Origin of the sequence: Methylobacillus caricis (assembly GCF_020532705.1) — a bacterium.
GTDB lineage: Bacteria > Pseudomonadota > Gammaproteobacteria > Burkholderiales > Methylophilaceae > Methylobacillus > Methylobacillus caricis.
The window spans coordinates 861992-880390 of record NZ_JAJAVD010000001.1; the positions used below are offsets into that span (position 1 = coordinate 861992).

Sequence of the window (18399 nt, forward strand, 5' to 3'; positions counted from 1 at the left end):
CTAAGTCACTGGGTTCCAGTTCCCAGGTTTTCTTCCAGCAGCTCTTCTTCTGATAATTCATGTTCTTGCTGTTGGCCGTGGTCATAATTGGACTGCAGCGAACTGAATGCCAGAATGGCCTTGGTAAGCTGTTGATTGAATCTCCGTGCTTCTGCCAACCTCAGCAAGTTGTCACCACCGGAGTCGTTGGCAAGACTGGCATGCAGCACCTGCTCAAGAATATGCTGTTTTTTCAGTTGTCGTTGTTGCACCAGTTCTTTATATGCATGATGCATGTTAGCCGTTTCCTCAGGAAGCTTGGTATTGATCACAGTCTGCCAATAAGGAATTTCCAGCACGAATGCCTGGTCATCCCGCCCAAGATGCTTTGACAGGGCAGGGAGCAATTGCAATGCCATGGACAGCCGCAACTGGTTTTGCACCAGCACATTCAATCGTTCTGCTTCTTCAGCCGAAAGGCTCTGCTGGGCTAGTTTCGCCGTATATTGATGCAGGTTCTGCAATAACTGCTGTGTATCTTCCTGTAATTGCTGATCGAGCCCGCTCTTTTCCGCCATGCTCAGGGCTTGTCTTGCGATCAGCTGTCCGGTGCGTAAGCCCTCCATGCTCATTGCCCTGATTGCCAGGCTTGGAATGGCGAGGCTGGAGCTATCCAGGCTGAATGATGCCAAATGACTTGCGGTCCTGAACTTGCTATCCAGCCACCTGATGAGGGCTGGCGTCAATGGGTACATCAGGAATACGCCAAGCAGGTTAAACAAGGTATGAAACAGGGCCAGGATAAATTGCGGTTGTGTGTCATTGAATAACAGCAGGCCTATCTCTTGGATGCCCCAGAGCAAAGGTTTCAACAGCAGCAACGCGACAATACCTGTCAGCAGGTTGAACAGCACATGCAGGCTTGCCAGCCGCTTTGCCTTGGCCGTTGCCGCCATGGTAGCCAATAAGGCGGTAGAGGTTGTGCCTATATTGGAGCCAATGACAACGGCGGCCCCAATTTCCAGGGGCACTGCGCCAGTGGATACCGCAGTAATCACCAGGGCAACCACTGCCAGCGATGCCTGCATGACAACAGTCAGCAGAATCCCCGCCAGGGTTGAAAGCAATATGCCCCATACGCCAAGACTGGTGAGCGTGCTGAAATCTATATTGATGAACGTGGCATCGAAACTGGTCTTGAGATACCCCAGGCCCAGAAAAAGCAGGGCAAAGCCCGTGAGAGCTTCACCCATCCCTTTTCTGCGGCTTTGTTTGCTGAAGAGTTTCAGCATCACGGCAATGCCCAGTATCGGCAGTGCCATATTGTCCAGCTTGAAGTTGCCGCCCAGCCATGCCACTACCCATGCGCTTAATGAACTGCCGAGGTTGCTGCCGTAAATAACAAATGCAGCCGCTGACAAAGACAGGATGTTCGCATTGACAAAACCGATCGTGGTGACTGTAATGGCGGTGGATGACTGCACGGCCAGCGTGCTTAGCCCACCGATGAAAACGCCTTGCCATGGCCTGCCTGTCCAGCGTTGTAGCAATTGCATGAAGCTGGGACCAGCAGCGGTTTTCAGGCCGTTTGTCATCCAGTCTATGCCAAGCAGCATCAAGCCAACGGCGCCTAGCCCCATGAATAGATCGGACCACATTGATGTTATGTACCTGAAAGTGTCAGCAAGGCCGTATTTTAACCTGATTGTTCAGGTGCAATACTGATGGGGAATAAAGAGTCTGGAAGGTAAAAATGAAAGAAGCACTGCAAGCAGTGCTTCGGTAACTACAAGTATGCTAAAAATTTAGATCCTGGGGTTGCTACGGCGACGAGCTGCAAAGCCCATGATGCCCAGACCCAGCATCAGCATGGCATAGGTTTCAGGTTCTGGTACGGCAGCGACCTGGTCAATCTGGAATGCCAATAGTTGGGAATACCCGATACCAAAGTTGATGGTGTAGGAGCTGATAGTCTCACCCAGGTTCGAGAAGTCCCAAGTATACTGATAGTAATCACTAATACCATCGGTGTTGACAAACTCAACCAGATTGCCAGCAATGTTTTGTGAGCCACCGTTATAGCTCAGAGTGAAGCTGATATCACCACCGCCCATGATTGCGCTGAAGTCATTGATAATGCCTTGAAATACCAGTGATGTTGCTGCGTTATCTACAGTATTGTCAGTGAAAGTAAACGTGGATGGACCACCGTACAAGCCAGCGCCAGCTGGATAGTGGCTGCCCGAGATCAGTGTAAGCAGCGCGTCACCAGAGCCGGTGACATTGCCAGCAGTCCCAGCAGCAAGTTGAGCCGAGGTCAGAGGGTTTGCATTGCCATCAGTGTCAACGCGGTTGCGGTTGAGCTGATTCCATCCGTCAAAAGATACGGAGTTGGCAACGTCAATAAACGCATCGTTAGTGGTGTTGGCGTGGGCGATAGTGGCGATGGCAAACAAGCTGGCACCAGCGATGAAACGGGCGATTCCTACATTCATTTTTAATTCCCCTATTGATAAAAAACACAGGGCTTTTCCAATAAAAGCCTTGTTGTGGAAGATCATTGGCAGAACCGCAACAACAGCAGATCTACCAATGCATTTCCTACTTTTATTTAATATAATAAAAATAAGAATGATTTGTATTATCTTTATTTATATTGATGTGTCAACCCATTTCATATCATGGGTATTTCATTCAGGATTGATTGTTTATAAGGGACTAGGACAGGCTCAGGAGCAAAGGGCTGGTACAACAAGGAAAGTCTGCTGCCTGGAATGGGGAGCTTGCAACTTGGAGGGGCGGCATGTTGGATTGCTGGTTCAAGGCACTGGATGTGCACCCGTTGAACAGCTATGCATTTCCAGCTTGGCAAAGGCTGACTGGGGATTTTGCTGCTGCAGATATGGCAGGGGGTAAGTTTTACAGGTACAACACAGTTCGGGATGTACCTGAATGTGTTTGCAATGGAGAGCCCGGCAATGGCTCACATTGCTGGCAGCTAGCTGGCTTGATGAATGATCTGCACCAAATCCTTGATAAAGCGGCCTATCCCGGAAAGCCGGCTGCCATACTCGATGATGCCGGGCAGGCTGGACTTCTTGAGTGATTTCAGCTCCTGCAGATGGTTGCTTTTGATGTTCTGGCCTATTTTTCCTATGATTTTCTTGATTTTTTCGCGTTCCTGCATCAGTTTTTCACCTTGCCAGGATAAGCCGTAAGCATGCTCCTCCCAACTGGCGTCCAGGATGCGGTAAAGCGTCCGCAAATTGCCAGTCACATATTCGGAGGCGGTGTTGAAGGCAAAGCTATCATCCATGGCTCGTGCCTGGTTTTGCAGATGGCGGAATAGCAGAGGGGTTTTGAGGTGAAAACGCATCTGGCCGCGTTCCATGCTTTCCACGAGGAACTCTACATCCTGCAGGCCGTTGAGCAACTGCGACCAGGCTGCATCTTCCTCTATCTGGTCGAACTTGATGGAGGCACTATCCAGCAGGCTTTTGGCTCTTGATTCTCGAATCTTGAAAACAGAGCTCAAGGCAAAAGCATCGATAGTTTGTGTAGCCTTGGCGTATTCCCAGAGTAATAATGCATCGAAGTCACCTTTTGCCATGCCGCCCAGTCCATGGGTTTTTACATATTCATCCCAGATACGATCAAAAATGGCGATTTTTTGTGCATTTGATAAGGACATGGGCTTATTTCCTTGTGGATACTGCATCTAAGTGCTACAGGCATAGAGTGCATGATGAATATGATGTTTACTTCAATTCCTTTAGCCGTGAATTTTCAAGCACAAACTTGAGAATTACCTTTTTGCTGGGAAAATTAGGCGCGTCATCAGAAATATTTTCAAGTGCTTTAATCGTGAAAATTGAACCGCCATTTTTTGTTTCGCCTATGAGCCTGGCATGCAGGCTATTGATGCTACGCCAGCCGCCAGCGCCAATCGGCATCACATCTATCAAGGAATAATGCGGCTGCCCCGTAGTCGTTTTTTCCAGGCTAAATGCGGCAAGGTATTGCCTGAAGTTATTTCCTCCGCCAAATCCCTCAACAGTGAATACGGCCAAGGTAACCTCTTGGGAAGGGTGGGTGTTCAGCGCCTGAAATTGAATGGCTTCTGGATAGCCAACTGCATCGCCGTCACTGAGCAAGCTGACCAGATGGTCAATTTGCGCGGCGAGTGGTTTGGGCACGCCTGGCGCGGCGATACTTTCCGTATGGATCACCATGACCAAAGCAAGGCAGGCGAGCGTGGCTTTAAACTTCATCTTATTCTTTCAAATGCTGGATGCAGGGCCTGGATTTATGACCTATTGATGCAGTTTTGCCAGTTCATGATCATGCAACCGAGAGAGCAATGCGAGCGAGCTGACAGCACCAATCAATGCAAAAAACATATCGGATTGCGTATCCCAAGGATCTCCTTGCGTGCCCAGAAATTCTTCTGCCCCTTGATTCATGATGAGCGCAGCGGCCCATTCAATCAACTCGTAACTGGCGCTGATTGCCAGCACTACGCAAACCACCAGAAATACCAGCATTTTGCGTCCTTTGACATAGCCGCCGCGCAACAGGATTTCACGAGCGGCAATGGCGGGGACAAATCCTTGTATAAAATGCCCGATCTTGTCATAAGGGTTGCGTTCCAGCTCTAGAAACTGGGCTATTTCAAAACCCAGCGGCACGCGGGCATAGGTGTAGGCGCCTCCCAGCATCAGCACCAGCGCATGAGCAAAAATCAGCACATAGAGCAAAGTTGTCAATGGATAGCGCGGGTAGGTAATCCATAATAATGGCAGGACGAGAATGACAGGTATAACCTCCATCAACCATGTGAGCCGGTCATAAGGCCGGAGGCCGGAAAGGATGAGCAGGCCGGCTAGCAGTAAAGAGGCGAACAGCAGGGGAGTGGTACGTGTCATGATTGGAGAATCAAAGGTTTAAGGACAATGGGAAGGATGGATGCCAAAGGCTCAATCTTTGTCAGGCTTGTTGAGGAATGACAAAGCAATGCCCAGCGCAATGCCAACAGCAATCCCCAACCCCAGGTTTTCAAGCGCAATGCCAAGCACTGTACCAACGACCGTGGCTATGCCCAGATTGAGTAATTCTTTATGTTTGTTCATGAGGAGGATTATATGGGCTGGAAGGGAATATTGAAAATGGCTGGGTCTTGTTTCTGCTGTTGTGTGGATGGGCGTTTTATCTTATCGCAGCTGGCGTGGTAGCCAACATTTGCTGAGTTTGAGCCGATGAGACAGCCAGGGCAGGATCATGCAAATGGCAGAAGCAAGACACATGCATGGTCGAGTGATAAATAAATTGATCTGCGAACGCAACGCGTGCCATTCGGCGGAGGTATTGAAGCACACGCACCAGGATTTGGACCACACCTTAATAACAGAGTAGCCTCGGCCTCATGACTGGTAGCCTGATCAAGGACGAACGAAGCCAGCTGGCTTGAATGTATTGTTAGGCCTCTTGAGGCGGATTTTGGGAATGCTTTCTCGTTTTCTCAACATATGACTTGAGCACGATCGCATGGTTGTATTCCGTATCTCTGGCGCCATAGATCAGCGTAATAACCTTCTTGTTGGCCAATTCAATGATTTTTGCGACAGGATCTGGGTTTAGGGCCAGTTCAGCATAATAGTGCGTTTGGAATTCAGCCCATTTGGATGGATCGTGACCGAACCATTTTCGTAAGCTTGTGGTCGGGGCAACCTCCTTGAGCCAGAGATCAATGCGCGCCGAGCTTTTGGCCACCCCTCTGGGCCACAACCTGTCCACCAGAATCCGGAATCCGTCGATTGGCGCAGGCGGCTCATATGCTCGCTTTAGAAGTATGGTTATCCGACTTGCCGGCGGGGAGTCCCTCCTGGCCGAATGTTTAGGCAGCATCTTGCTAACCCGGAATTTCAGGTTCAACAAGATTTGCAAGTTGTGCGAGAGACTCCTGCCAACCGAGGTAGCACATCTCGACGGGGATAACTTCAGGCACCCCTTCCTGTACGATATTAATCTCCGTTCCGCAGGAAACTTTCGTTAAAACTACTGTTACCTGCATTTTCCCAGGCAAGTTCGGGTCATCGAATTTATCCGTGTAACGAATGCGTTCGTTGGGAACAAGCTCAAGGTACTCACCACCGAAAGCGTGTCCGTTCCCGGTATTGAAATTCGCGAACGACATCCTGAAAGTTCCGCCAACTTTTGCATCCAGGTGATGAACCTTGCACGTGAAGCCATATGGCGGCAACCACTTTGCCATTGCATCGGCATCCAGAAACGCCCGATAGACGCGCTCCGGAGGGCTACGGAGTACGCGGTGAAATCGCACAGTGCCAGTAGACATGAGTCATTCTCCTTTCAACGTGATGTTCAGCATAGGGTCGGGATACGAATATTGTATAGTCCGTTGGATTAGGATGTTAGGCTTTGTTGATATGCATTCGTAGAGGTGGCGGCATGCAGTCAGTGTATTGTGATGCGAGGCTCAGTATCTCGCGCTGAAGCGGTTGCATGCCAACAAGCACTGTTGCCTGCATACTTTCCAGCATAAACGATATCTATATCAGGGTGTTTCGCTGTTATGGCTGTTATCAGTCAGTGCAATGCCGCCAGAAGCACCGCCGCCGCTATTTCCACCGCCACCTTTACCACCAGGCTCGCCGCTTCGTTTACTATTGTTACCGCCTGCAACAATGCGTATTGGCCCTTGACTAGGGACGGTGATGCCTGCCGGAATGGGTGTTAAATCCAAAGACTGGCGAATAAAATTACGCAATGAAACCACCAGTGCGGCAGTTTCGATACTTTTCCCTGCCACCATATCGTTAGCAGCCTGTGCTGCCAGCAGAACCTGTTCTTCTGTGCCGAGTAAAACCACATCTGACAGTGCCGTTTCAACCGCATCGCGGATACGCCTGCGGCGCTCGGAAGCACTGGCAAGGGTGTTCAAATCCTCCTCCGTATCAGCAGACTGCCGCAAATCACGTAAATGGGCAGGATCAACCACCAGCTCACCAGTAAAGGAGCCGCCCAGCACTTTGTAAGCTGCGATAAGTACCTTTAATCGTTCGTTGATCTGACGGTTTTCACGCTCACGCCGGCGCTGAAAAGTCTGCATAAAAATAAGCCGGATACCGACCGCTATCACAGACGTCAATGCCAGGATCAGCAATGTCATCAGAATTGCCGAGCCAGAACTAAAATCAAGCAAGTTTCGCATACATCACCTATCGCATAATATGGCATGGACCCCCGTACTCTCACTGACGGACATGAACAACGGCATCAACGCGCAAATTTAAAACATAACCGGCCAGCAAGCAGTCCGGAACTTGTAAAAACAACCTTAGCGGAGCGACGAAGAACAACGACTATTGTCTTTACCGTTTGCAACACGCCCGCAACTGGCGAACCTCAATGGGTAACTTAGCTTGAATTTCACATGTAGCTAAGTGGTTGATTCAGTTTGCCGCTAACGTTCGTCGAGTCACTCTGCAGGCGTTTATTAACTGTGGTCAACGGAGCGAGTCGCCACGATCGGATCGCTCTTGGTGACAATAATTGTATGTTCATACTGGGCGGATAGGTTTTGCGAATCGCCTACAAGCGTCCACCCATCCGCAGCTTCGTGAACAGCGGTGCTTCGAGTTGAAAGGAAAGGTTCAATAGCAATGACCTGACCTACCTGTAATCGTCGATGATCACCACGATCATAGTAACTGACGATGCCTTCCGGCTCCTCGTGCAAAGATCGACCAATGCCGTGACCGGCAAGATTAGTGATCACCTTGAGTCGATGTGATATGGCTACAGATTGAATAGCCTTGCCAATTCTATTGATGGGTGCTCCAGCTCGTGCTTCAGACATGGCCCGTTCAAGCGCTACTCGGGTCGCGTGACACAATCGCGCCTTCGTGTTCGATATTGGTGGCACTACTTGAGTAGCGCCAGTGTCTGCGAAATAGCCGTTCAGCTCTGCTGAAACGTCTATGTTCACGATGTCTCCAGCATAGATCACCCTAGAGCCGGGGACTCCGTGAGCGGCCTCCTCGTTGATGCTGATACAAGTCGCGCCAGGAAAGTCATAAACCATTCTCGGGGCGGATCTCGCTCCGAATTGATCCAGCAAATCCGCTCCTAACCTATCCAGTTCCGCTGTCGTCATTCCCGGCTCAAGGGCCTTTAGCATCGCGTCTCTTACGATGGCGACCACTCGACCTGCGCTTAATATTCCGTCGACATCTTTTTGGCTACCAATAGTCATTTTTGTTAATTACACCTCGAAAGTGGCTAATGCCTGAGTCAAGCCGCTATGCGGAGCGGCATCGGGTTGAATGGATTGTTAGGCATCGCTGGCGATTCCTCTCTTCCCGTCTTGTACTGCAAAGTGTTCACGTACCAACGCCTCGCAGGCAGTCCATAGGGTCGGTGAGCCACGTGCAATGGTGGGACCATACCGCTGAAGGACTTGTTCGAGTGTAACGCTGTTTTCCTTCCAGGTGCCGCCGCCTGTGCTTACATTCACGAGGAGGGGTTGCACTCTATCAAGGGCCTTGGCGAATTTCGCGTCGTTCGACTCTGCAAGTTCGAACTCGCGCCAGAGTACCAACAAGGCGGCCCCTTGCTCACCCGGGATCATGCCAAAGAGGCGCACTGCGGCGCTTGCTTCCAGCTCGGCTTGTGATGCGCCTGAGGATACGTGATGGATTGGTGTATCTCCCACGTCCACTTCAACAATGTCGTGTATCAGGAGCATCTGGATTACCCGTTCCAGGTTGACTTGTGCAGCGGCATATTCCCGCAGGATCAATGCATAAACGGCGAGGTGCCAAGAATGCTCCGCGCTGTTCTCTCTCCGGCTACGGTCAAGTAGTGGCGATTGTCGAATCACATTCTTCAGTCGGTCAATCTCGCGCAAGAATGCGAACTGTTGATTCAAGGTATTAAGAGACATAAGTAGGTTTACCATGGATTGAGATGCCTAACGACTAAGATTAGCGGCTGCCAAAGGCAATCCGTTTGAGTGCCGCGTTAGGAGCGGTGCGCGAAAAATGGCCACTTTAGTGCACCGATGGGAAAGAATTTTGGCACCTTGCCAGTAACGCCAACCCAGCTTATGGTTAAAGCGATGTAGCTAAATAAAAATGCTGACATGAAACCTGGAAAGGAAAAAGGCAGGCTTCCGGAAAGCAGCCACGCACGAATGACTCCGCAAGTGGCTACACTGAGAGCGAAGAGAAACAACAGCGCCAGCAGGCGTGCCCACCATTTTACATTCCACGAACTTGGCATGTTCCCAAGAATTTTCATTAAAACACTCCTAACGGTTGAATTAAGCCGGCCCGTAAATCGGGTTCGGCTTGAATGAATTGTTATGTCCCTTGCCTCACTCCGACCACTGCGGGTTCCAGACAACCTCCCAGAGATGTCCGTCCGGGTCTTGGAAATAGCCCGAGTAGCCGCCCCAAAACGTGTCATGCGCAGGCTTGACGATGGTAGCATCTGCCGAGGTGGCTTTTGCCATAACAGCATCAACCTCCGCTTTTGAGGATACATTGTGGCCCAAAGTCATTTCGATAGGGCTGGCGGGGCCTGCTACAAGCCCTGTGTCATGGGCAATGCTCTTGCGAGGCCAGAGGGCTAAACGAAGGCCGGCTTGCAGGTCAATGAATACAACAGCCCCGTACTCGAATTCTTTACCTACGATGCCCTCGGTAGCAAAGCCAAGCCCATCACGGTAAAAGCGCAACGACGCTTCAAGATCGTCAACGCCGATTGTAAGGACGGTGATTCGTGGTTTCATGTGGCAGGTTTCCTTTGGGGGCATAGCGCCTAAATTAAGCCGCGCCGCGAAGCGGCGTCGGCTTGAATGAATTATTAGTCATGTGCCGGGTAATCACCTGTCCGGCAGGTATTGGGTGAACAAGTCAACCACGCTCTGAGGCGCATTGTCGCCGAAAAACATCTTGGAGTTTTGCTCAGACTCTACAGCGGCAGAAGCGCTCCGGGGAAAGAGGTTCTTTTCATAGATGGCGAGCGCTGCTTCAATATCATCTGGATTCGCGGCAATGGCTTTCCCGAGTTCTGCGCCGTCGTACATCGCAAGGTTGGCGCCAATGCCTGCGAACGGCGACATCAAATGCGCCGCATCGCCGAGTAATGTTACTCCGGGCACGCGATCCCATCGGTGATTGACCGGAAGCGCATAAATGGGGCGAAGGATAGGATCAGTCTCACCATCGGTGATGAGCGCGGTCAGCTGTGGAGCCCAGCCATCGAATTCTTTTGCGACCTGTGCCAAGCCCGTCACGGAATTGGAGAAATCAATGCGGCCAAGCCAGTCCTCTGGCTTGTTCAAGGCTATGTAGGTATGCAGGGTTCCATTGGCATAGCGATGCGCCAGAATGCCCTTGCCCGGCGCAACCGCCATCAGCGTGCCACTGCCAATGGCATCCGCGCTGGCCTTGTGGCGCGTGTCGCCATCGAAGAGGTAAGTCTCAATGAATGACGTACCGATATAGGCAGGCTTCGCCCCGGAAAGAAGCGGACGAACTCTTGACCAAGTGCCGTCGGCACCTACGAGGAGATCGGTTGTCAACGTGGAGCCAGATGCGAAGTTTACTGAATGCCGCCCTCCACCGAGCGAAGACACCGCGGTGACTTTATGCCCCCAGCGAATCGTGTCGGCAGGGAGTGAATCAATCAGCATCCGGCGTAGCTCTCCTCGATCCACTTCCGGTCGGCCACTGTTGCCGTTGCCGGGTTTATCAAGCAAGACGTTACCATCCTTGTCGACAACCCGCTTTGCATCCTCGCTGGGAAGAATGAGGCCAAGGAACTTCTCGAAAAGGCCTGCCGCCTTAAGCGCGAGTTGCCCATTGTCTTCGTGGATATCAAGCAAGCCTCCCTGTGCTCGCGCGTTTGCCGAGGCTTCCGCTTCGTAGATCGTTGCCGCAATACCGTGGATATGGAGGACGCGCGCAAGTGTCAGGCCACCGAGCCCTGCACCAATGATTGCGATTGGATTGTTCATGCTGGTTCCTATTATTGCTTTCCGATAAAGCCCGAGGTGTGTCCAATGTTTGACATAAGGGGCAGCTTTAGCTCGTCCTGCTTAATGGATGGGTTGGGCATCATTCCACCCAGCCGATGTTCATTTAGTCCAGCGAATGCTGACTTTCCAACCGATTGCTGAGAAAGCCGGCAAGAGAGTCGTCTCTGCATTCTTCCTTGCCGTGGCAAGTACATCGGGGCCACTACAAACTCGAGATATGTCCTTTTGGGCTGCTTCCAATGCCAAGTCAATTGCTTTTATACGATTGGCTGATCCAGGGATGATTGGTTCAATACCGGTACCCGTAACTGCATAGAAATATGAGCCGCCTTTCTCCTGCGGATCGTGACTGACACGCGCAGAGATTGCCTTCGGTTCAGGCAACACTAGAAGAGCAGATCTCAAGTCTTTGTTGACCTCAAGGTACTTGGCCAATCGAAAATCTGTGCCAACCAGACAGTCACCACGTGCCACCAGAAGGACCTTAGTTGCACCAAAGCGCAACTCCCATTGTGTCCAAGGAATGTCTTGGGTGATCTTTTGCGTAAACTCAAGTACGTTCGCGTAATTGACCTTCACTGTTACTAAATGGCCCATCTGTTCAAGCGACATTAGCGGTGGTTGAGGTGGTGGCGGAGGCGGCGAGCTTTTACCAAAAAGCCACATGCCAATTGCGCCAATGGCGATTGCACCAATCAGAGATAGAAACTTCGTCATTGCGCTCTTTCTAGTAACTTGGTGTAAAGAAACTCAGATGATGCCTAACGTTTGACATAAGGGGCGCGCTTTAGCGCGTCCCACTTGATGGATGGGTTGGGCATAGCTTTAAAACTCGTTATTAATGGTGGCACGGGATGCGTAATTAAAAACATTCGAGGCAGTGTCTTTGAGAACTACAGTGGCCTTTGAAATAACAGGTTTTGCATTTTCTTTTGCTTCGGCAATTTTGTCTGATGCAGTATCTAAGTGAGTTTTTGACCTACGGACAAACTCCTTTGAGGCATCCATGACCTTAGCTGTGAATTCAGGATGATTTTTTGGGGTGCAAAGTAGTTCAACGGTTCCTGCTACCGTACCAACAGCAATGCTAACACCGATAATTACAGGAGCAGCGGCAGCGCCACCAAGCGTGCCTGCAACATAACCGCTTGAGCCTGTAAATATGTATGCACCACTGCTATGAGCGACAGCAGTTAGCCCTGTAGCCTGTGTAATGGCGAGTGCTGTTGCTCCTGCTCCACCAGCTGACGCAGATATATTTTTTACCACCTCGCTTTGGCTTGGCGCATATGAACACACAATATCGGCTTTTGATTCGGCTTGAGTAAAAGTGGAAGCCAAAGATAACAAAGCAGAAACAATTATTTTTTTCATACACATATCCTTTCAATTACTCGTGGTTTTGATGCTCAACGGTTGAATTAAGGGGCGCCGTTAGGCGTCCCGCTTGAATGATGGGTTAGCCATAACTAGATTTCTAAATCTATATCGGTTGCATGTAAAGATAAATGGTTGTGAAAAGTGATTTCATTTTTAACTGCTTTGATTTCTCCGCGTGCTTTTACAGCAAGCTCGTGAGTGGGAAGATTTAGATTTTCTAAAACTGAAAGTTCGGCCCTATGCTTTACCATTTTCAATAAATTCGATAGCTCTTCGATTTTGATTTTAGTGCTCATTGGCTCTACGTTTACAACAAAATCTCTAGCAATAGCACTGTAGTTCCATACGGAGTCGGCGGGAGCATTTGATTCTCTAGTAGAGTTCATTCACAACTTTCTAATTATGGCTAATGTTTGAGATAACCGGCTTGCCGAAGGCAAGTCCGGTTGATTGATTGGTTAGCCGTTTATTGATAGGCGTATAGAATTTGGAGAAAGAACTTGGACGCCAATACGGTCCATGGCTTTTGCATTCTTCTGAAACCAATTTCGCACTGCTGTGCCTCCCATAATTCTGGGTGTGCCATTGGTATTAGCTCTGCGGTTTATTGTGCCAAGAATCGGTGAGATAGCTTGACCCAAGAATATCTCTATCGTCTCGCCGTCAGCGCCAATATACTTCTGCGAGGATACTCCTACATTGAAGAACCCTGAGCGGTAGTATGTGGGCTGTAGAATGAAGCTAAAAGTTTCTGCAGGAGTGGAGGTCAATTCCTGCAGAATATGCGGAGATTCGGTTTCTGAATCCGTAATCTTTTCGGGCTTGCCACCATTCCATAGTGGATCGAGCTTGCGAATGATGTCATCCTCAAGTGCGGCGGCGAGATTGATATGAAATTTCCCGTAGTGCAGAAGGCCGTTATCAGGTAATGCAAGTATTTCAATGACCGCTCCATGCTCAAGTAATTCAAGGATTCTTTGGTTGTTATTTATGTTCGTCGTCTGAGTTTTTCCTGGTGTTTTGTAGCCTGCCATTCTGGCTGCAAGCGTTCGGATAGTTTTGCCCACATACATCACTTCTGCATCGCATACAAAAGCGTAGAGGATATTCGTCTGCGTCGCATTTCGAGTGAGGTCGAACTTTAGTTTTCCTTCGGCTAGGAACCAGTGACCAGCGGGCTGAAATCCAATCTCAAGTAGACGGTTCATGATTTCGAGTAATGGCTAACGCTTGAGTTAAGCCGTGCCGCGAAGCGGCATCGGCTTGAACGAATTGTTAGGCGGCATCCTCGGGGTCTTTCCGCTCAGCGTCAATGACTGTGTAAGTAGTCTTAGCCGGAGGCTTTTTGCCGGTAACTTCTTCATACAGAACACCCAAGAACGCCGCGCCCGCACCAAAAACAACCCATAACGGAACACCAATTGCTGTGCCAAGTGCGGCGATGCCTGCACCCTGGCCACCAAATAGCGCAACACCGACCGCGGCACCGCCAAGGCCCAGCCTGCCTTTGAGCCCGCGATCATCCCAAGCCAACCGCTTTGTCTCCCGAGCGATGATTTTGACTGTTGGAAGTACAACCTTGCTGCTGGCAGTTAGTGAAACAGCTTGTTTGGCTTTCTGGGCGACGGGCAAGTCGGTGGCTTTAAGCTGCAATAACTGCTCAATCCAAATGCGGATCGCTTCCTTCTCGGTAGCGTTTGCCGACGAAGCGATCTTAACCGCGAGTTGTCTTTGCTTATCTGGACTTTGGTCAGCCATCACACCCCCTATGCCGCCTAACGTAAAGTAGACATCCTATTTGACGCTTTATTTTGCGTCAAAAGGATATTTGTCTTATATTGTTTCAATGAGTGATTGATTAGAATCATAGTCTTGATTATTTTTAGTACGTCCTAAATTTAAAATATGAATACGTCAAAATCTGGGCCTCCAAAACTGCTTGAACAGGTGCGTGGGAAAATTCGCCTCAAGCATTACAGCATCCGTACCGAGCAGGCTTATGTGGATTGGATTAAACGGTATATTTTGCATTTTGACAAGCGGCATCCCAGGGATTTGGGCGCTGCTGAGGTTGAGCGGTTTCTGACCTATCTTGCAGTTGAGGGCAAGGTGTCTGCTTCAACGCAGAACCAGGCGAAAAGTGCATTGTTGTTTTTGTATAAAGAGGTGTTGGGAGTAGAGTTGCCCTGGCTTGATAATGTTGAGCGTGCCAAGGTGCCGAAGCGGTTGCCTGTTGTGCTTACCCAGGATGAGGTTCAGAGGATATTGGGGCGGTTGCAAGGCACTAATCATCTGGTGACAAGTTTGCTTTATGGGACAGGGATGCGCGTGCTTGAGGCGTTGCGATTGCGGGTGAAGGATGTGGATTTTTCCCGCAAGGAAATCCTGATTCGTGATGGCAAGGGGTTTAAGGATAGGGTAACGGTTTTGCCGGTGTCTTTGATCAAGCCGTTGCAGGCGCATTTGAAGCGGGTCAAGGAGTTGCATGAGAAAGATTTGAGTGAGGGGTACGGGGTTGTATATATGCCTGATGCGCTCAGCAAAAAATATCCCTATGCTGCACGAGACTGGGCTTGGCAATATGTTTTTCCCGCTGCCAGGTTATCCGTTGATCCTCGCACGAACGATGATGAATCACCCAAAACCAGAAGGCATCATATGCAGGAGCAAGCGATACAGCGTGCTATGAGGCAGGCGGTTGTGGATGCCGGTTTGACCAAACAGGCGACACCGCACACCATGCGACATTCCTTTGCTACCCACTTGCTGGAAAGCGGCTACGATATCCGCACGGTGCAGGAGCTTTTGGGGCATTCTGATGTGAGTACCACGATGATTTATACTCATGTATTGAATAAAGGTGGCCGAGGCGTTGCCAGTCCATTGGATAACTTATGAGTTTACGAGTTCGGTTTAACCTGTTGATCACCACCTTGCTGCTCTTGTTGATGCTGGCGGTGGGGTATGTGGTGATCAAGGGGATGCGCATCTCAACTGAAGAGAGTGTGGAAGCGGCAACCCGGGTGACGGTGCAGTTGCTGGATACGGTCATTATCAATTCGCGGCAAAACCCTGAGTGGGGGTATACGCATGATGTGATGCATACTTTTTTGCAGTCGCTGGGGCATGTGCGCAGCAGCGAGATTTTTCTCTACAATGCCCAGGGGGAGTTGATGTACCAGTCACCGCCTTCCACTTACCGGGCTGATGAAATACCGCCAAAGTGGTTTGCCCGCATGGTGGAGCCCGAGCCTGAAGTGGTGTCCCGCCGCATAAGGTTCGGTATGCTGGTAGTGGCTTCTGATGCTGCGGGGGCGATCCGTGAATCCTGGAGCTCTTTCAAGAACCTGTTGTGGATAGAGTTTGGTTTTTTTATTGTGCTGAACGGCATGATCTACTGGATGCTGGGATATTGGCTGAAGCCTGCTGATGATATCTTGGAGGCAATTTCCAAGGTGGAGCAGGGCAACCTGTCCGTGCGGCTGCCTCGTTTCAAAGTGCCGGAATTCTCAAGAATTGCGCAGAATTTCAATCTCATGGGTGAATCCCTGCGGGCCAGTACTGAAGAAAATCGGAGGCTGGCACTGATCGTCAAGCAAACGGCAGATGCCATCATGATCCATGATCTGGATGGAAATATCTCGTTCTGGAACCCTGCAGCCCAGCAAATGTTCGGTTATGCTCCGGAAGACATCATAGGCAAGTCGGCGAGGCTGTTAATACCCCCAGATCACGAAAGTGAGCTGGCACGCAACCTTGAGGCTATTGCGGCCAGTGACAGGGTAGAGCATTACGATACCCAGCGTATAGCACGCGATGGCAAGCTGTTGGATGTCTCGCTTTCGGCGGCACCATTGATGGACCCTAATACCGGTGAGGTAATTGGTGAAATCTGCAGCATGCGCGATATTACAGAGCGCAAGCTGGCGGAGGAAACCGCGCGCAAGCTGGAAGAAAACCGGCAATTGACGCACCTGATCCAGCGCCATATCGAAGATGAGCGCCGCAGTCTTGCGCGTGAGCTGCACGATGAGCTTGGGCAATATGTGACGGCCATCAAGACTTTTGCCGTAGCCATTGCCAATAAAACCCGGACTGAAATGCCGAGCATAGAAGCCAGTGCACAGACAATAGTGTCTGCAGCCAATCATATCTATGACGGCATGCACAATATCATTCGCCATCTGCGCCCAGGCTCGCTGGATAATCTCGGGTTGTCAGAAGCCTTGCAGGATGCGGTGGCTGACTGGCAGGCGCAGAATCCCAATATCAAGTTCAATCTTGAGCTGTCCGGCAGTCTGGACTTGCTGGGTGAGAGTCTGAATATCAATCTTTACCGGATTGTGCAGGAGTCGGTGACTAATGCATTGCGCCATGCGCAGGCAACTGTCATTGATATCAGCCTTACACGGCTTGAAAATGGTAACCTCATGCTTTCAATCAAGGATAACGGGCTGGGGATGAGCATGTGCAATGTTGATCAAAGCCGTCATTTCGGCCTGTTGGGTATGCGCGAGCGCACTCAAGCACTGTATGGGGCATTCAATATTGATTCCATTCCCGGCCAGGGTTCCACTATTTCCGTGATGATTCCCGAGATAAAGAATTTATGAGCGCAACAATCAAAGTAATGCTGGTAGACGACCATGCGGTAGTCCGCATGGGCTTCAAGCTTTTGCTGGAGTCTGATGAGGCCATTAGCGTGGTGGCAGAAGCCGAGAGTGGTGAGCAAAGCATCAAGCTTTACCAGGAACACAAGCCGGATGTGGTTGTGATGGATATCACCATGCCTGGCATCGGCGGCCTGGAGGCAATCGACCGGATACGGGCAAAGGATGAGGGGGCGCGTATCCTGGTGCTGTCGGCACATGAGGATTCTGTCCATCCCAAGCGGGTGCTCAACGCCGGAGCCATGGGGTATCTGACAAAGCGCAGTGCGGCAGAGGAGTTGATCAAGGCCATACACACGGTGGCAGGCGGCAAGATGTATCTTGAGGCCAACGTGGCGCAACAAATGGCCATCCAGCAGATTTCAGGCCAGCAGAACCCGGTGGATGTGCTGTCTGATCGAGAGTTTGAGGTATTCATGGCATTGGCCAAAGGCAAGACTACCAATGATATTGCGGACGTGCTATGCCTTTCACCACGCACGGTAGGAACCCACCTTTATAACATCAAGCAAAAACTTGGGGCGAGCAACTCTGCCGAGATTGCGTTGATTGCGATGCGATCAGGGCTGATCGATCCTTAATGCGGCTGGTTGATGGCCTGCTGAATCCTGGAAGCAGGCTGCAAGCTGTAGCGCGCCATGCCAAGCTCGCCGTCGGCGGCTAGCTCCACAATCAATTCCTGTCCGCTGGTCATGCGGCCAAATTCAGGTGGAACCAGGAATATCAACGGGTTTTCAGGGGCGCTCTTTGCGGCGCCCAGCGCCAATTGCCAGCTTGGCCATTCGTTTTTAGCCGGTAGCTTGCTGCCTTTCAGGCGCGCCTGTTCAAGTAGCGTCAGTTTCTCATCGCCAATCACTGTGCTCCAGATTTCTACGTTCAATAGCTGGTTCGCAGCAATGTTCTCTATGCTTTGTTTTTCTGGCGCCTGGGGGTGATCTGTTGCAGGCAGGGATTCAGGTAGGGATTCTTCTAGCGGCGTGATTGGTGTGAAGCCGGTATTGAGAAATGCGGTCCAGTATTTGCTGAATTGTGGTTGAAGTTCTGCAGATGTATTACTGGCGCTGGTGTGACCGGGAATGGAGGCTTGTGTTTCTTGAGAGTCCCTTGGGAGTTGTTGCTGGTAGGGGCTTTGTAGCAGGTGGGCTTCATAAGCATCTGAAGTGGCTTTATCCGCAGCCCGCATGAGCAATGAGGAGGCCACCTGCTGGGCGATTGGCCCTCCCATGCAGCCGCCCAGGCAGGCTGAGATTATCAGGATAGCCAAGGTTGCCGGTGCTTGAGGGGTTGCGACTTTTCTGCTCATAT

23 protein-coding genes are annotated in these 18399 nt (G+C 50.6%); 3 read left to right on the forward strand and 20 right to left on the reverse strand.

Features of this window, described 5'->3' with window-relative positions:
- Nucleotides 1–5: 5 nt before the first annotated feature.
- From LG200_RS04105 to LG200_RS04195, 19 genes are all read right to left on the reverse strand, one after another.
- On the reverse strand, nt 6–1637 hold the full coding sequence (locus tag LG200_RS04105) for a Na/Pi cotransporter family protein (RefSeq protein ID WP_226756317.1): 1632 nt from the start codon (nt 1635–1637) through the stop codon (nt 6–8).
- A gap of 147 nt (nt 1638–1784) precedes the next feature.
- Nucleotides 1785–2474 carry a PEP-CTERM sorting domain-containing protein gene (locus tag LG200_RS04110; RefSeq protein WP_226756318.1) on the reverse strand — a complete coding sequence of 230 codons (690 nt, stop codon included), beginning with the start codon at nt 2472–2474 and terminating at the stop codon, nt 1785–1787.
- A gap of 503 nt (nt 2475–2977) precedes the next feature.
- Complete coding sequence (locus tag LG200_RS04115) at nt 2978–3670, reverse strand: hypothetical protein (protein ID WP_226756319.1); 693 nt, start codon at nt 3668–3670, stop codon at nt 2978–2980.
- Nucleotides 3671–3737: 67 nt separating this feature from the next.
- The gene (locus tag LG200_RS04120) at nt 3738–4250 is read right to left on the reverse strand and encodes a hypothetical protein (RefSeq protein ID WP_226756320.1); all 513 of its coding nucleotides are present in this window, start codon (nt 4248–4250) and stop codon (nt 3738–3740) included.
- A 42-nt stretch (nt 4251–4292) separates the two neighbouring features.
- Entirely contained in the window at nt 4293–4904 is a 612-nt protein-coding gene (locus tag LG200_RS04125) for a DUF2238 domain-containing protein (protein ID WP_226756321.1), read from the reverse strand.
- Between the two features lie 51 nt (nt 4905–4955).
- Nucleotides 4956–5108, reverse strand: a complete 153-nt coding sequence (locus LG200_RS04130) for a hypothetical protein (protein WP_226756322.1) — start codon at nt 5106–5108, stop codon at nt 4956–4958.
- A 346-nt stretch (nt 5109–5454) separates the two neighbouring features.
- On the reverse strand, nt 5455–5883 hold the full coding sequence (locus tag LG200_RS04135; RefSeq protein ID WP_226757299.1) for a DUF488 domain-containing protein: 429 nt from the start codon (nt 5881–5883) through the stop codon (nt 5455–5457).
- 4 nt (nt 5884–5887) lie between these two features.
- Entirely contained in the window at nt 5888–6334 is a 447-nt protein-coding gene (locus LG200_RS04140) for an SRPBCC family protein (RefSeq protein ID WP_226756323.1), read from the reverse strand.
- Nucleotides 6335–6553: 219 nt separating this feature from the next.
- A complete protein-coding gene (locus tag LG200_RS04145; RefSeq protein WP_226756324.1) occupies nt 6554–7168 on the reverse strand; it encodes a hypothetical protein in 615 nt (204 codons plus the stop codon).
- Nucleotides 7169–7495: 327 nt separating this feature from the next.
- Complete coding sequence (gene map / locus LG200_RS04150; RefSeq protein WP_226756325.1) at nt 7496–8254, reverse strand: type I methionyl aminopeptidase; 759 nt, start codon at nt 8252–8254, stop codon at nt 7496–7498.
- A gap of 78 nt (nt 8255–8332) precedes the next feature.
- A complete protein-coding gene (locus LG200_RS04155) occupies nt 8333–8959 on the reverse strand; it encodes an HD domain-containing protein (protein ID WP_226756326.1) in 627 nt (208 codons plus the stop codon).
- 62 nt (nt 8960–9021) lie between these two features.
- Nucleotides 9022–9300, reverse strand: a complete 279-nt coding sequence (locus LG200_RS04160; RefSeq protein WP_226756327.1) for a hypothetical protein — start codon at nt 9298–9300, stop codon at nt 9022–9024.
- Nucleotides 9301–9376: 76 nt separating this feature from the next.
- The gene (locus tag LG200_RS04165; protein WP_226756328.1) at nt 9377–9793 is read right to left on the reverse strand and encodes a VOC family protein; all 417 of its coding nucleotides are present in this window, start codon (nt 9791–9793) and stop codon (nt 9377–9379) included.
- 93 nt (nt 9794–9886) lie between these two features.
- A complete protein-coding gene (locus LG200_RS04170) occupies nt 9887–11023 on the reverse strand; it encodes an FAD-dependent oxidoreductase (RefSeq protein ID WP_226756329.1) in 1137 nt (378 codons plus the stop codon).
- A gap of 120 nt (nt 11024–11143) precedes the next feature.
- A complete protein-coding gene (locus LG200_RS04175; protein WP_226756330.1) occupies nt 11144–11761 on the reverse strand; it encodes a DUF4230 domain-containing protein in 618 nt (205 codons plus the stop codon).
- A gap of 108 nt (nt 11762–11869) precedes the next feature.
- Nucleotides 11870–12418, reverse strand: a complete 549-nt coding sequence (locus tag LG200_RS04180) for a hypothetical protein (RefSeq protein WP_226756331.1) — start codon at nt 12416–12418, stop codon at nt 11870–11872.
- Between the two features lie 95 nt (nt 12419–12513).
- A complete protein-coding gene (locus LG200_RS04185) occupies nt 12514–12810 on the reverse strand; it encodes a hypothetical protein (RefSeq protein WP_226756332.1) in 297 nt (98 codons plus the stop codon).
- 72 nt (nt 12811–12882) lie between these two features.
- Nucleotides 12883–13632, reverse strand: a complete 750-nt coding sequence (locus tag LG200_RS04190) for a GIY-YIG nuclease family protein (RefSeq protein ID WP_226756333.1) — start codon at nt 13630–13632, stop codon at nt 12883–12885.
- A 67-nt stretch (nt 13633–13699) separates the two neighbouring features.
- Nucleotides 13700–14182, reverse strand: coding sequence for a hypothetical protein (locus tag LG200_RS04195; RefSeq protein WP_226756334.1), 483 nt, complete (start codon nt 14180–14182; stop codon nt 13700–13702).
- Between the two features lie 147 nt (nt 14183–14329).
- On the opposite strand from LG200_RS04195, the gene LG200_RS04200 reads away from it, so the two are divergent.
- Genes LG200_RS04200 through LG200_RS04210 form a run of 3 tightly spaced genes read left to right on the forward strand, consistent with a single transcriptional unit; the run spans nt 14330 to nt 17675 of the window.
- Nucleotides 14330–15322: an integron integrase gene (locus LG200_RS04200; protein ID WP_226756335.1), complete on the forward strand. Its 993-nt coding sequence runs from the start codon at nt 14330–14332 to the stop codon at nt 15320–15322.
- Nucleotides 15319–17037, forward strand: coding sequence for a PAS domain S-box protein (locus LG200_RS04205; protein ID WP_226756336.1), 1719 nt, complete (start codon nt 15319–15321; stop codon nt 17035–17037). Before LG200_RS04200 ends, LG200_RS04205 begins: the two co-directional genes overlap by 4 nt.
- Complete coding sequence (locus LG200_RS04210; protein ID WP_226756337.1) at nt 17034–17675, forward strand: response regulator; 642 nt, start codon at nt 17034–17036, stop codon at nt 17673–17675. Before LG200_RS04205 ends, LG200_RS04210 begins: the two co-directional genes overlap by 4 nt.
- On the opposite strand, the gene LG200_RS04215 is transcribed toward LG200_RS04210, so the two are convergent.
- A complete protein-coding gene (locus LG200_RS04215) occupies nt 17672–18397 on the reverse strand; it encodes a hypothetical protein (protein WP_226756338.1) in 726 nt (241 codons plus the stop codon). The two genes, LG200_RS04210 and LG200_RS04215, sit on opposite strands and share 4 nt — an antisense overlap.
- Between the last annotated feature and the right edge of the window lie 2 nt (nt 18398–18399).